This window comes from Butyricicoccus sp. AF35-5AC (assembly GCF_003477715.1).
Taxonomy (GTDB): domain Bacteria; phylum Bacillota; class Clostridia; order Oscillospirales; family Butyricicoccaceae; genus Agathobaculum; species Agathobaculum butyriciproducens.
This window is the reverse complement of sequence record NZ_QUDX01000009.1, coordinates 44,298-57,543: the sequence shown is the minus strand read 5'-3', so window position 1 is coordinate 57,543 and position 13,246 is coordinate 44,298. Positions and strand designations below refer to the sequence as shown.

The 13,246-nt window shown below is 56.3% G+C and carries 13 protein-coding genes; 2 read left to right on the top strand and 11 right to left on the bottom strand.

Annotation, left to right across the window (positions count from 1 at the left end; translation table 11 throughout):
- Window positions 1-22 precede the first annotated feature (22 nt).
- The gene (locus DWZ82_RS11415) at window positions 23-1,213 is read left to right on the top strand and encodes an ABC transporter substrate-binding protein (RefSeq protein ID WP_118480943.1); all 1,191 of its coding nucleotides are present in this window, start codon (window positions 23-25) and stop codon (window positions 1,211-1,213) included.
- Between the two features lie 27 nt (window positions 1,214-1,240).
- A complete protein-coding gene (locus DWZ82_RS11410; protein ID WP_110436009.1) occupies window positions 1,241-1,900 on the top strand; it encodes a DUF1847 domain-containing protein in 660 nt (219 codons plus the stop codon).
- A 175-nt stretch (window positions 1,901-2,075) separates the two neighbouring features.
- Here the strand turns inward: DWZ82_RS11410 and DWZ82_RS11405 are convergent, their stop codons facing one another.
- The 11 genes from DWZ82_RS11405 to yfmF all read right to left on the bottom strand — a co-directional run bounded on the left by DWZ82_RS11405 (window position 2,076) and on the right by yfmF (window position 12,192).
- The gene (locus DWZ82_RS11405; protein WP_118480941.1) at window positions 2,076-2,981 is read right to left on the bottom strand and encodes a DMT family transporter; all 906 of its coding nucleotides are present in this window, start codon (window positions 2,979-2,981) and stop codon (window positions 2,076-2,078) included.
- 180 nt (window positions 2,982-3,161) lie between these two features.
- A complete protein-coding gene (obgE, locus tag DWZ82_RS11400) occupies window positions 3,162-4,436 on the bottom strand; it encodes a GTPase ObgE (protein ID WP_110436007.1) in 1,275 nt (424 codons plus the stop codon).
- A gap of 351 nt (window positions 4,437-4,787) precedes the next feature.
- Window positions 4,788-5,066, bottom strand: a complete 279-nt coding sequence (rpmA, locus tag DWZ82_RS11395; RefSeq protein WP_110436006.1) for a 50S ribosomal protein L27 — start codon at window positions 5,064-5,066, stop codon at window positions 4,788-4,790.
- Window positions 5,053-5,388 carry a ribosomal-processing cysteine protease Prp gene (locus DWZ82_RS11390; RefSeq protein ID WP_118480939.1) on the bottom strand — a complete coding sequence of 112 codons (336 nt, stop codon included), beginning with the start codon at window positions 5,386-5,388 and terminating at the stop codon, window positions 5,053-5,055. Before DWZ82_RS11390 ends, rpmA begins: the two co-directional genes overlap by 14 nt.
- Before the next feature lie 4 nt (window positions 5,389-5,392).
- Window positions 5,393-5,704 carry a 50S ribosomal protein L21 gene (rplU, locus tag DWZ82_RS11385; protein WP_117489775.1) on the bottom strand — a complete coding sequence of 104 codons (312 nt, stop codon included), beginning with the start codon at window positions 5,702-5,704 and terminating at the stop codon, window positions 5,393-5,395.
- 161 nt (window positions 5,705-5,865) lie between these two features.
- The gene (locus DWZ82_RS11380) at window positions 5,866-6,762 is read right to left on the bottom strand and encodes a hypothetical protein (protein ID WP_118285920.1); all 897 of its coding nucleotides are present in this window, start codon (window positions 6,760-6,762) and stop codon (window positions 5,866-5,868) included.
- A gap of 28 nt (window positions 6,763-6,790) precedes the next feature.
- A complete protein-coding gene (rpiA, locus tag DWZ82_RS11375) occupies window positions 6,791-7,468 on the bottom strand; it encodes a ribose-5-phosphate isomerase RpiA (RefSeq protein WP_110436003.1) in 678 nt (225 codons plus the stop codon).
- A 445-nt stretch (window positions 7,469-7,913) separates the two neighbouring features.
- The gene (gene folD / locus DWZ82_RS11370; RefSeq protein ID WP_118480937.1) at window positions 7,914-8,768 is read right to left on the bottom strand and encodes a bifunctional methylenetetrahydrofolate dehydrogenase/methenyltetrahydrofolate cyclohydrolase FolD; all 855 of its coding nucleotides are present in this window, start codon (window positions 8,766-8,768) and stop codon (window positions 7,914-7,916) included.
- Window positions 8,769-8,795: 27 nt separating this feature from the next.
- Window positions 8,796-9,629 carry a prolipoprotein diacylglyceryl transferase gene (lgt, locus tag DWZ82_RS11365; RefSeq protein ID WP_118480935.1) on the bottom strand — a complete coding sequence of 278 codons (834 nt, stop codon included), beginning with the start codon at window positions 9,627-9,629 and terminating at the stop codon, window positions 8,796-8,798.
- A 20-nt stretch (window positions 9,630-9,649) separates the two neighbouring features.
- Window positions 9,650-10,912 carry an EF-P 5-aminopentanol modification-associated protein YfmH gene (yfmH, locus tag DWZ82_RS11360; protein ID WP_118480933.1) on the bottom strand — a complete coding sequence of 421 codons (1,263 nt, stop codon included), beginning with the start codon at window positions 10,910-10,912 and terminating at the stop codon, window positions 9,650-9,652.
- Window positions 10,909-12,192: an EF-P 5-aminopentanol modification-associated protein YfmF gene (gene yfmF, locus DWZ82_RS11355; protein WP_118480931.1), complete on the bottom strand. Its 1,284-nt coding sequence runs from the start codon at window positions 12,190-12,192 to the stop codon at window positions 10,909-10,911. Before yfmF ends, yfmH begins: the two co-directional genes overlap by 4 nt.
- Between the last annotated feature and the right edge of the window lie 1,054 nt (window positions 12,193-13,246).

Below are 13,246 nucleotides of genomic sequence, written 5' to 3'. Positions count from 1 at the left end.
TTCCTCGAAAGGATAGAAAACTATGAAAAAGAACGGTATTTTATTTCGAGTGGCAAGCGGACTTCTCGCAGCTGCACTGACGCTCTCGCTTACCGCCTGCGGCGGTTCGAGCAGCAATTCGGACGCTTCCGCGGCAACGGATTCCGCTTCAGACAGTGGCGTAACCCATCTGCGTTTTGCCTACCACGGCAATCTCTGCGGCGCGCTGATCTACATGGCGATCGAGAACGGTTACTTCGCGGATGAAAACATTGAACTCGAGCAGGTAACGGTCGATGCGGCTCACGTTGGCGAAGCCATCGGCGCAGATCAAGTCGATGTCGGCATGGAGCTGCTCGGCAAAATGCTTCAGCCCATCGAGAACGGCCTGCCCATCAAGTTCACCACCGGCGTACACACCGGCTGCCAGAAGCTGCTCGTCCCGGGCGATTCCGACATTAAGACAGTCGCTGATCTCAGGGGCAAGAACATCGGCGTTCCGGGTCTGGCAGATGCAGGTACGCTCATCACCAAGCGTTCTCTCAATGCTGAGGGCATCGACATTTCCGATGGCAGCAGCGAAGTAACGTTCACCGTATTCTCCCGCAACGACCTTGCACAGGTGCTGCAGAACAAGGCTGTTGATGCCATCGTGCTCGGTGACCCGCAGGCCGCTGTTGCTCAGGAGCAGTATGGCCTGACCGCACTCATCGACACCGCTACCGATCCCACCTACAAGGATAAATACTGCTGCGATGCTTTCGTAACAAGCAAGCTGGCTGAGGAAAATCCGGAAGCTGCTGCAGCATTTACCCGTGCCGTACAGAAGGGCGCACAGTGGGTAGAGGAGCATCCGGAGGAAACCGCGAAGATCATCGTTGATAAGAAGTACACCGCCGGCGATGCAGACCTGCTCGCTGCCATCCTCGAAACCTACAACTACAAGCCCTCCGTTCAGGGCGGCTACGACGCACTCAAGCTGGGCGCAGAGCAGCTGACCGAAATCGGTATCCTCAAGGAAGGCACCGATGCGACCAAGTTCGCAGACAATGCATATATCTTCTTCGATGATGTTCCGGATGCACCGGAGAGCGACGCTTCCAACGATAACGCCACTAAATCCACAAATGCCTCCTCTGTCAGCTTCCAGCCGGCAGCAGCAGCCGAGGCTGAGGACGACTGCTGCAGCGGCAAAATCACCAAGCCCGCACAGGACACAAACGCAAAGGCATAACATTGTTTTTACAGGGAGGAAAGGATTATGTCGGAACTGAAATGCACACACAGCTGCTCGGACTGCAGCAGACTCGGCTGCCGTTCGGCCAGCGAGGAGCAGTACCCGCCGTTCTGCCTGACGACGAACGTAGATAAGGCACTGCTCGAGGAAACACTTGAAATCTACCGCAACGACCCGGAACAGGGTCTGATTGCCCGCACCTCCGCGTGCATTGAAGGCGAGTTTTACGGCCGCCTGACCCGTGTTGAGGAAACCATCGAGTTCATCAAGCGCATGGGTTATAAAAAGATCGGCATCGCGTCCTGCGTCGGTCTGATGCGAGAGACTTCCATCTTCGCCCGTATTCTCAAGGCAAAAGGTATCGAATATTTCACGGTCGGCTGCAAGGTCGGTGCACAGGACAAGACCGAGATCGGCGTACCGAACGAGAAAAAGCTCAACGGCGGCTGCGGACACGAGTCCATGTGCAACCCGATCATGCAGGCCAAGACGCTTGCCGCGCACGGCTGCGATTTCAACATCGTGATCGGTCTGTGCGTCGGACATGATACCCTGTTTCTGCGCCACAGCAAGGTTCCGACAACGGTTATGATCGTCAAGGACCGGGTACTGCAGCACAATCCGGTGGCGGCACTGTACGGCGTACAGTCCATGTATTCGCGGTTTAAGGATTTGGGATTGTAAATTCAACAAACCGGCTGCAATCCGACACCGTCCGAACTGCATCCCTGCATTTTTACCCTTTGGGCTTCATCATCATCTCTCTTTCGCCGTTTTGAATAAAAAATCCTCCTGCCTTCTTCTGAAGACAGGAGGATTTTTCAGCTTAACCTATAACATCGGGCAAAGCCAAGGCGTCTCATCTGGTTTTCTCTTTGCCGAGCGTTGAATACAGCACACCGAACACGATAAGCACCGCACCGGCAATAAAGCCGACCGTCATGTGCTCGTTCAGCAGCAGGACACCGAGCACCATCGAGGTGAGCGGCTGAATCGGGTAAAACAGAGAACAGGTGCTCGCCTCTGCCCGGGAGAGACAGTAATTCCACAGCGAATGCGGAATGGTCGTGCAGAAAATCGCCACATAAAGCAGCACAAGGATGTACTTCGCGTGCAGGAAGTCCATCTCCGGGTGGGTGATGACCTCGCGGAGCATCAGCGGCAGCGTGCCGATAGCGGCAACGTAAATACCGTAAGTCGTGACGGTCAGCGCATCATACTTCTGCGAGAATGAGCGCATGAACACGCTCAACGCACTCCACGTCAGCACCGAACCGAGTGAAAGCGCTATGCCGAGGATATGACCGCCGCCGGCGTCTCCGCCGACGATGCAGACCGCACCGGCAACCGCGCTGACAATGCAGACGACCTTCTTCATCGTCATGCGCTCATGCAGCAGCAGCACCGCAAAGAAGCAGATAGCGATCGGGTTCATGCAGTTGATGAGCGATGCCAGCGATGCTCCCGCCAGCTTGGTGCCGTACTGCTGCAGACCGATGGACAGCACATAGCCGCCCAGGCCGAACATGATAACGTATTTCCAGTCGCCGCCCTTGATCCTGCGCGGCTTGCCGTTCGGGTCGGGTTTGCGCAGGCGCTGCAGGATGGTCATGGCGATGGCCGCGATGATGTAGCGCAGGCACAGCAGCGTGAACGGCTGAATCACATCGAGCAGTACCTTGCTTGCCGTGTACAGGCTGCCCCAGAAAATCGTGGTCAGCGCAAGCAACAGGCAGGTTGTTTTATCGTTCTTTTGTTGTTGCACAGTTTGTCAACTCCCTTTTTGTGCATTCTGAGTTAATTGTAGCACTATTTCAGCGAGTTGAACATAGTACGATATAATTTTTTAGTGATATTGCATTATGCTACTCCTGCACGTTCTCTTCACTCTGAATCAACCGCACGATATGAAAAAAGAGGACCCAAAGGTCCTCTTTCACCCAGTTTAGTAAACGTACTCGAACTCGAACTCTCCGATTACGACCGGAGCGCCCTCCTCGATGCCCATTTCCTCCAGCTTGGCGTAAATGCCTGCAGACTGGAGCATACGATCCATATACTGGCGGGATTCGTAGTCGTCGATGTTGACCGAGCCCATAATCTTGTCCACCCATGCACCGGTGACAACGTAAGCGTCGCCGTCGCGCTCGATGGTCCAGTCGTTCTCGGTTGCGGCCTTCTCCTCGACCTCGACGAACTCCGGCTCGTAGATGAATACCGGCGGCAACTGCTGCAGCTCATGCCACGTCAGGTTCATCAGCTCCTTGACGCCCTGATTGGTCGCCGCGGACAACTCCGCAAACAGGAAGCCGCGCTCCTCTGCGTACTTGCGGATCTTCTCAACCGGCTCGCGGTCATCGCCCAGCAGGTCGGTCTTGTTGGCAACAATGATCTGCGGACGCGCTGCCAGAAACTCGCTGTAACCGGCAAGCTCGGCGTTGATCTTCTCAATGTCGTCGATTGGGTCGCGGCCCTCACTGCCTGCCGCGTCAACCAGATGCAGCAGCAGTCGGCAGCGATCAATGTGGCGCAGGAAGTCGTGGCCCAGACCGGCACCCTCGCTCGCGCCCTCGATAATGCCCGGAATGTCGGCCATGACGAAGTTCTGCTCCTCACCGACCGAAACCACACCGAGGTTGGGCACCAGAGTCGTGAAGTGGTAGTTTGCAATCTTCGGGCGCGCCGCCGAGACCATGCTCAGCAGCGTGGACTTGCCGACATTCGGGAAGCCGACCAGACCGACATCGGCCAGCAGCTTCAGCTCAAGGATAATGTCGCGCTCGACACCCGGCAGACCCGGCTTGGCAAAACGCGGTGCCTGACGCGTCGGCGTTGCAAAATGCGTGTTGCCCCAGCCGCCGTTGCCGCCCTTGGCTGCTACAAACGGCTCGCTGTCGGACATATCCTTCATGACCTGACCGGTTTTCTGGTCACGGATGATCGTGCCGCGCGGTACGCGAATGATCAGGTCCGCACCGTCCTTGCCCTTGCAGCGCTTACCGCCGCCCGGCTCACCGGGAGCCGCGACATACTTTTTCTTGTAACGGAAATCGAGCAGCGTGGACAGATTGTCATCTACCTTGAAGATGACCGAGCCGCCGCGGCCGCCGTCGCCGCCGTCCGGACCGCCGGCTGCCACATACTTTTCGCGGTGGAAACCAACCTTGCCGTCACCGCCCTTACCGGATACGATCTTGATTTTTGCAATATCAATAAACATGGTAGTCCTCCTTTCTTCTCAAAGGTGTAATATCTATCTAAAATCAACAAAATCCCAGACGAAGTCTGGGACAATAAAATACCAGTTTGCTTGCAAACTGCAACCACATGACAGGATTTCATTCAGAAATCCGAGTCATCGGCCCGCCCGCAGGCGAATTGCGCCTCCGGCGCAATCATCCAATCGCGGCACTCCGTGCCGCACAAAAAGTGCGAGCTTTGCCCGTGCTTTTTGTACCCCCGACCCAGCGATCTTAGATCGCTTCGTTCGGGTATCAAATTTCGGTTTCGCAAGGAACCGGAATTTGAATATAGGGGGCTTTTGAAGCCCCCTATACTGCAATCGCTATAATTACTGCGGGTAAACGGAAACCTGCTTGCGGTCCTTACCCAGACGCTCGAAGCGAACAACGCCCTCAACCTTTGCGAACAGGGTGTCGTCCTTACCGCGGCCAACATTCACACCCGGGTGGATCTTGGTGCCGCGCTGGCGAACCAGGATGTTGCCTGCCGGTACGGTCTGACCGTCTGCACGCTTTACACCCAGTCGCTTGGACTCGGAATCACGACCGTTCTTGGTCGAACCAACGCCCTTTTTATGAGCGAAAAACTGTAAGCTAATCTTCAGCATCTGCTTGCACCTCCATTACGTTCAAGAAATCAGAATAATTTTGTTCCAGTTCGGAAAAATGCAGTTTCAGGGCACAGAGTGCGTCCTGTCCGCGTTCCACATCGCCTTTCGGCAGCGTAAAGCGGATATGCGCTCCGTCATCCTCGATGAGAGTATCGACCGGAATATGCTGTACATTATACAGCAGCGCATGCGTCAGCATAACCGCACTGGAGATCGCTGCGCAAACGATGTCTTCCCCTTCCTCCGCATAGCCTGCGTGGCCGAGAATATCCACCGCGAGGATTTTATCCTCCTGCAGCGAAAAAGTGACTTTGGTCACGGTCTTACGCCTTGATGGACGCGATGGTCACCTTGGTGTACGGCTGACGATGACCCTGACGACGGCGATAACCCTTCTTCGGCTTCATCTTGAAGATGTTGATCTTCTTGCCCTTGCCGGTCTTCTCAACCGTGCCGGTTACAACCGCGCCGGAAACGTACGGAGCGCCTACGGTGATGGAATCACCCTCGCCTACTACCAGAACCTCGTCAAAGGATACGGTAGCACCGTCCTCTACGCCGAGCTTCTCAACGTAGATTACGTCGCCCTCGGATACCTTGTACTGCTTGCCGCCAGTTTTCAGAATGGCATACATGTGTTTTCCCTCTCTTTCGTTGTAGAGTCACGCTTGGCACGGCGGTGCATCGTTTGATACACACTTACAAAAGCCTATGCACAATGCGGCTTTTAATAGCATATCACAAGAGGCACGAACTGTCAAGTCCATGCCTCTGATTTTTTTAATTTTTCCGCAGATTATGCGTTTGCATCCGCAGATGCGGAGGAAGCGCTGCTGTCAGACGAATTGTCGGACGCACTGCTGTCGCCCGAACTGTCAGAGCTGTTATCCGAGCTTCTGCCGGAAGCCGCGGTATTGCTGCTGTTGTTGAAGAACGAAGCAACAAAATCATAGAAGCCGGACGGAATCGTGCTCGTCGAGCCGGTTGCGCTGCGGTCGGTGCTGACAAAGCCGGTGTCGCCCTCTGCAAGACCGATCACGCGGTCGGTGAACAGCACATAGTACTGGCAGATCGGTGCATCGCCGGTGGAGGCGGCATAGCCGGAAGCGTCATCGCGGTACTCGCCCAGCTTGTCCTGCAGGTAGCCCTTCGGAACGCTGATGTAGCGAAGCTGCGAGCCGGTGCTCTGTACTACATAAACGCCGTCGTTCAGCATCGGGATCAGATCCACGATGCTGTTGGTCTCTGCGGTCTTAGCCGCAGGAAGCGTTGCGGTGATGCTGCTCTGCAGGGTCTGATTCTCCTGCGTCAGCGCACCGATCTGTGCGGACAGATTGTCCTTATCCTTATTCAGTGTTTCGATCTGCGAGTTCAGGTCCGCAATTTTACTGCCGCGGGACTTGAACAGTCCGCCGAAGATGATCGTCAGCAAAAGCAGTACCAGCACGGCAATGCAGAGCACCATGCGGTAGTTCAGCTTGACCGATGCTCTGCGCATCGGCTTGCCTTTGCCCATACGCATGCCGGAACGCACCGGACGTGCCGACTGACGTCTGCCTGTGCGTGCGGGACGCTCACTGCGGTCGAGGCTGCTCGAGCGCTCACTGCGGTCCGAGGCACTTTCGAACCGGCTGAAGTCCGGCTCAAAGCGGTCGAATCTGTCGAAGCGGTCGTTCTGATCGTTCTGATCCATCATTAATTCTCCTGCCTTTCAGCTGCGCTTACTTGGACGGATTTTCGATGACCTGAACCTCACCGTTGGAGTGGCCGACGATCATGCGCTTGCACATGTTGAGGAACAGACCATGCTCCAGCACGCCGAGCATGCCGGTCAGCTTGGAGTAAACGTCCTGAATGTCAAAGCCTGCGCCGAGGTGCAGATCAGCGATAAAGTTGCCGTTATCGGTAACGAAGGTCTTGCCGTCGCGTACACGCAGAACCGGATTCCAGCCGTAAGCTGCCATGCGCTCCATCGCCTGCTTGGAGCCGTACTGTGCGATCTCAACCGGCAGATGGAAAGCGCCGATCTTGTCTACCAGCTTGGACTCGTCCATGATCCAGATAACTTCCTTCGCCATGGATGCAACGACCTTCTCGCGGTACAGCGCACCGCCGCCGCCCTTGATGGCGTTGAACTGCGGGTCGATCTCATCTACGCCGTCGATTGCCAGATCAACATGATCCAGCTCGTCGATGGTCAGCAGCGGGATGCCCAGCTCGCGCGCCTGTGCCTCGGTAGCCTTGGAGGTCGGGATCGCCTGAATCTTCAGGCCGTTCTTTACCATCTCGCCTACTGCATTTACCATGTGGTACGCAGTGGAACCGGTGCCCAGACCAACAACCATGCCGTCCTTTACATACTCTGCCGCCTTATCGCCGGCAAGCTTCTTCATATCCATTGTATTCGTCCTCCCCTGACGTGATAAACCGTATGTTGCGGTTAACTCATTAGTTTTATTATAGAATGAATCCGGACAAAGGTCAATCTTTTCTAATTTACAAAATAAAAACAATCCCGCCGAAATTTGGTGGGATTGCAAAAGCAGTCGATTTCTGTTATACTTGTCGTTAAGAAAGGTGCTGCTGTGCTTTCACGGTAGGCGGTTAAGTCTTGCCCCTGCAAGGGGGGGTGGTTCTATGGAATATCTCGTAATACTTGTAGTGATACTCGTACTCATTGAGCGTATTTTAGGAACAAAAAAGAAGTAACCGCCGACACTCCTACATGTGCGATTACTTCTTTCCACAGTTTTAGGGGCTGACCGTCTACCGGCAGCACCTTTCGTTATCTTTAGTATACCCGCCCGCACCCGGATTGTCAACCCGGATACGGGCGGTTTTTGTTTACTGAATGCCGTGCTGGAGCTTTGCCGCCTTGAGCGTATTCTTCATCAGCATGGTGATGGTCATCGGACCGGCTCCGCCCGGAACCGGCGTCATGTAAGAGGCCTTTTCCATAACCTCCGGCGCCACATCGCCGCAAACCTTGCCCTCGGCGTTGCGGTTGATGCCAACGTCAATCACCACTGCGCCCTCCTTGACCATATCCGGCGTAATAAAGCCTGCCTTGCCGACAGCGGCTACCAGAATATCCGCACGGCGGCACACCTCTGCGAGATCCTGCGTGCGGCTGTGGCAAATGGTAACCGTGCCGTGACGGTGCAGCAGCAGCATGCTCATCGGCTTGCCGACGATATTCGAGCGGCCGACTACGACGCACTCCTTGCCCTTCGGGTCGATCTTGTACTCGTCGAGCAGCTCCATGACACCCGCGGGCGTGCACGGCACGAAATCAAAATTGCCAACCATGATCTTGCCGACATTGACCGGATGGAACGCGTCCACGTCCTTCTTCGGATCGATGGCGTCGATGACCGCCTGCTCGGAAATATGCTTCGGCACCGGCATCTGGCACAGGATGCCCGAAATTGCCGGACTTTCGTTGAGCTGCGCGATCAGACCAAGCAGCTCCTCCTGTGTGGTCTCCTCGGGAAGCGCGTACTTCTCGCTGTAAAAGCCGCACTGCTCACACGCGCGCTCCTTATTGCGGACGTAAATCTCGCTCGCCGGATCGTTGCCGACGATAATAACCGCCAGACCCGGCGTTACACCCTGCTTTTTCAGCGCCTCGGTCTCTGCCAGAATGCTGCCGCGCACCTTCGCGGACAGTGCCTTGCCGCCCATCCTTACTGCACTCATATTGTCGTTCTCCTTTATCGTGAAATGTTATTCGCCTTTTTTCTCGTCCGCCTTGTCCTGCTCCGGCGCGTAGAACGCCTTTTCAACCTTGAAGCGGTTATACTGCCGTACCAGCACAACAATCGCTGCAATGCAGCTTATGCCGGCCAGCAGCTGCGATACGCGCACCGGGCCGAGATACAGGCTGTCCGTCCGCAGGCCCTCGATCCACGCACGTCCCAAACCGTACCACGCTACATACAGCAGCGCCATTTCGCCCCCAAACTTGCGCTTCTTCGAGTAGAAATGCAGTGCAATAAAGCCCACCAGATTCCACAGCGACTCATACAGGAAGGTCGGATGCACCGGAGAGGCACCGTCAATGCTCATGCCCCACGGCAGAGAGGTTGCACCTCCATGTGCCTCACCGTTGACAAAGTTGCCCCATCTTCCGATGCACTGACCGATCAGCAGACCGAACGCCGCCAGATCGCACAGGCTGGCAAACGACAGTTTCTTCATTCTGCTGTACACCGCCAGTGCGATTACAACACCGATGACCGCACCGTAAATTGCGATGCCGCCCTTCCAGATGGCGATGATCTCATTCGGATGCTGGCTGTAATAGCCCCATTCAAATGCCACATAGTAAATACGAGCGCAGATGATGCCGACCGGCACACAGATGATCAGGCAGTCCATCAGATTGTCCGACGTAACGCCGAACTCCTTCGTCCGTCGATTGACATACAGCGCCGCCAACACAAAGCCCAGACAGATAATAATGCCATACCAGTAAATATCCTTGCCGAACAGATTGACAGCGACACGGTTGATGTCAAGGCTCAGGCCGAGCGCCGGAAATGAAATTGTGTGTTCCATGATCTTTCTTCTTTCTATCGTTACTTCGGCTCTACCACCGACATGGTCGAGCGGTTCGGCTGTGCCCAGCGGCGGAACATTTCCTGCACATCCTCCGCATGAATGGTGTCAAACAGCCCGGCAAAATCTAGATAATGCTCGCCTGCAAAAACAGAAGCGATCTCCTGCCGTGCATACAGATCGGGCACATCCAGCATACGCAAACGCATGCCGTACAGCGCGTTCTTCATGCGGCGGAACAGCTTCGGCTCGATGCCCTCCTGCGCCAGCCGTGCAGTCTCCCGCTCAAGCGCTTCGCGCACAGCCGCCGGATCTCGGCTCTCACCGCCGAGGATCGCGCATGCGCCATCCGGAATCAGCGAGTAATCCACATCAAAATCGCGCCCGAGCAGCCGCTTTTCGTACAGCTTTGCATACAGCGGAGAGGTATCGCCGCACAGAATACGCACCGCCAGATCACCGATCAGACTGCGGCGCAGACGGCTTTCTCCGGCCGGAACCGGCTCGTCCTTAAAGCCGACCATACACTGCGGCAGCGACACCTGCATTTTGCGCGTCACAACCGGCTGATGGACTTCCGCGCGGCGCTCGCCGTAATGACGCTGACCGATCTCCGGTGCGTCCTGCGGTGAAATCTCCTCTGTCAGGCGGCATACCTGCTCAAAGTCCGCTGTGCCGCACACCACGAGCGCCATGTTCTTCGGACTGTAAAACGCGCGGTGACAGGTGTACAGCAGCTCCGGTGTAATATGCGAAATGCTCTCCTCGCTGCCCGGAATGGACACGCGCACCGGATGATTGCGGTACAGGCCCTCATACGCGCCGACGAACACCTCCCAATTGGGTGTGTCCTCTACCATGCGGATCTCCTGATTGATAATGCCGCGTTCCTTCTCCACGTTTTCATCCGTGAAGTACGGCGTGAACACGAATTTAAGCAGAATCTTCAGATTCTCCTCAAACCGGTCGGTGCAGGAAAAGTGATACGCCGTCATGGTGTGGCTTGTGAACGCATTCGGACTTGCACCGGTGCGGGCGAATTTCTGCAGTGCATTGCCGTCCTCATCCTCGAACATCTTATGCTCAAGGAAGTGCGCAACGCCCGCCGGTGTGTCATACCGCTTGCCCTCAAAGGTGAACGATGCGTCCACCGAACCGAAATCGGTCGCCAGAATGGCGAAGGTCTTGCTGAAGCCCTCCTTGGGCAGATAGCAAATGCGCAGACCGTTTGCCAGCGTGCGGGTCTGCATACTCTCGTGCAGAGCGGAATCATTCTTTGTCATTTTGCCGCTCCCTTCATAAAGAATACCGTGTCAAGCGCTGTGCTCTGTGCCGCGGCAATGACCTGCTCGCGCGTGATGTCGGCCACCTGCTCGATGCGCGCCTCGGGCGATACGAGCGTGCCTGCAGCCGCCTGTCCCATCCAGTAGCGCTCGAGTGTAAGCGGGTCGTCGAGCATAGTGCGCCAGCCGTTGATCAGCGTTTTGCGTGCGCTTTCGAGTTCTGCGTCCGTAATTTCGCCTGCACGGCACAAATCCAGCTGGTGCAGGATTTCATCGCGTGCGACCTCGAAATTTCTGTTCTCAATGCCGGAGCCCACGATCATCAGTCCCTTAGATGCCACAAACTGTGCGCTTGCATAGTAGCACAGCGACTTTTTCTCTCGCACGTTGAGGAACAGCTTCGCGCTCGTCGAGCCGCCGTAGATGGTCTGGAACATCCAGTACGCCGCCGGTTCTCCGCCGGTCAATGATGCACCGCCGGTGCGGAAGCCGAGTGACAGCTTGCCCTGGGTTACCTCGGCATCCTCAACGACCTCACGAACGTCACCAACAGGTCGCACCTGCACAATCGTGTGCGGCTGATACAGCGTGCTCTCGCGCGGCTGGGCCAGCGGCGTTGCCATGAAGCGCGCTTCCACCTCGTCCGGCATCATCGTACCGCAGTAGAACAGCTCCACCTGCGCCTCACTCAGCGCGCGGCGATAGGCCGCGTACAGCGTTTCCGATGTAATGCGCTCCGCCTGCTCGATCGTACCGAGCGCGGACTTGCCGTAGTCCTCGTTTTCGCACATGATCTCATTCAGCCGGCGCGGCGCCCACGAACGCGGATCATTTTTAAGTGCAGCAATGCGGTCGATCAGGTTGCCGCGCTCGCCCTCTGCATAGGCGGCGCAGAACAGGCCGTCCTGCAGATACGGATCGTACAGCAGATCGCACAGCAGACCGATCACACCGGCGGTCAGGCCGTCGGCTCCCGGTGCATAAGCCTCATCAATACAGTCGGACAGAAAGCCGATGCACAGGTTTTCGCCCTCCTTGCGCACTGCGGCTTCAATACGCGCACCGTACAGCTCGTCAAGCGCGGTGCCGAACGCCTGCATGTCGTTCAGCCTGGCCGTGCCGCGGCGCAAAACCTGCGGCAGACACGCGCGCAGCGCGGCATCCTCGCCGCCGAGCGGCAGCACCAGCATCGTGCGCAGCACTGCCCGCTTAAACTTCGGTGTGGTCACGCAGGTGAGATTGATTCCCTCACCCAGCGTTTTTCGGGTCACTTGTTGCATAATTTCCCTCGATTCCGGAAAAGTTTGTCTAACGGGTTATATTATACCGTATATGTGGGAGTAACGCAAACGTAGTTTATGTGAAGTTGCGGCGGTTTAACCGCAACGCAGGCTATTCCGGCACCGACCCGCTGGGATGCACGAACCGCGCAGGCGGTTCGCCCTATTCGGGCGGCATTTCTCAGCACCGGCTGAGCGGGGTACTCGAACTGCGCAAGCGTGTTCGTCCCTTTCCGGGCGGAGAGTTTTCCGCTGAACCTCAGCGGGGGATTCGCCGTCTGCGGACGGCGGGAACGTGCCGCGCCCCGCGGCGGGGGCAAAAAGGAAGGGACACCTACGGTTTCCCTTCCTCTTTGAACTCCTACCTTTCCCTTGCTTCCTAATCTGGCACAGATTTCCTATATGTGACCGCTACGAAAAGGAGTACGGCAGAGGATTTTTTCTTCCGTATCTTTCTCAACATATTCGCAGTGTCAGATACCGTTCTGCTACACAGGTCGGCTACTTCCAGCAGGCGCGGCATGACAGTGCCGCGCAACTCTTTAACACGTTATACCGCACGGCACCTACGAGAATAAATTATACCAGACATCTAAATTCGCAGATGCCGTGCGTTACAACGTGCCAAGGATTTGCGCGACACGGGTATGTCGCGCCTGCGTAGAGTAAACCGTATGTGTAGCAGTACGCTGTCTGTGAACTGCGAATATTTTGCGAAACAAACGCAAGAGTAACCCGACTGCCGTTCCCCTATTTCGCAGCGGTCACATGTCGGCAATCTGCGCCAGACCCTCCCAAAAGGAAGTGGGAGTTAAGAGGGTAGAAACCTTGGTGTCTACCCTCTTGCCCCGCCGCGGGGCGCGGCGAATCCCCGCGCTCCGCAGAGCGCAACTCCTCGCTTGATTTCAAGCGAAAAACCTCCCGCCCGGAAAGGGACGAACATGCCTGCGCGGTTCAGGTACCCCGGTCAATCCGTGCAGGAAAAGGTGCCGCCCGGACAGAACGTAGCGCTGCGCGCCTCGTATGCCCCGGAAAGCCGGCGGTTTCTAAAGAC

Bases quoted from the DNA above. Each gene is read 5' to 3' on its own strand.
- DWZ82_RS11415 (WP_118480943.1), top strand. From the start codon at position 23: ATGAAAAAGAACGGTATTTTATTTCGAGTGGCAAGCGGACTTCTCGCA.
- DWZ82_RS11410 (WP_110436009.1), top strand. From the start codon at position 1,241: ATGTCGGAACTGAAATGCACACACAGCTGCTCGGACTGCAGCAGACTC.
- obgE (WP_110436007.1), bottom strand. From the start codon at position 4,436: ATGTTTATTGATATTGCAAAAATCAAGATCGTATCCGGTAAGGGCGGT.
- rpmA (WP_110436006.1), bottom strand. From the start codon at position 5,066: ATGCTGAAGATTAGCTTACAGTTTTTCGCTCATAAAAAGGGCGTTGGT.
- rplU (WP_117489775.1), bottom strand. From the start codon at position 5,704: ATGTATGCCATTCTGAAAACTGGCGGCAAGCAGTACAAGGTATCCGAG.
- DWZ82_RS11380 (WP_118285920.1), bottom strand. From the start codon at position 6,762: ATGGATCAGAACGATCAGAACGACCGCTTCGACAGATTCGACCGCTTT.
- rpiA (WP_110436003.1), bottom strand. From the start codon at position 7,468: ATGGATATGAAGAAGCTTGCCGGCGATAAGGCGGCAGAGTATGTAAAG.
- folD (WP_118480937.1), bottom strand. From the start codon at position 8,768: ATGAGTGCAGTAAGGATGGGCGGCAAGGCACTGTCCGCGAAGGTGCGC.
- lgt (WP_118480935.1), bottom strand. From the start codon at position 9,629: ATGGAACACACAATTTCATTTCCGGCGCTCGGCCTGAGCCTTGACATC.
- yfmH (WP_118480933.1), bottom strand. From the start codon at position 10,912: ATGACAAAGAATGATTCCGCTCTGCACGAGAGTATGCAGACCCGCACG.
- yfmF (WP_118480931.1), bottom strand. From the start codon at position 12,192: ATGCAACAAGTGACCCGAAAAACGCTGGGTGAGGGAATCAATCTCACC.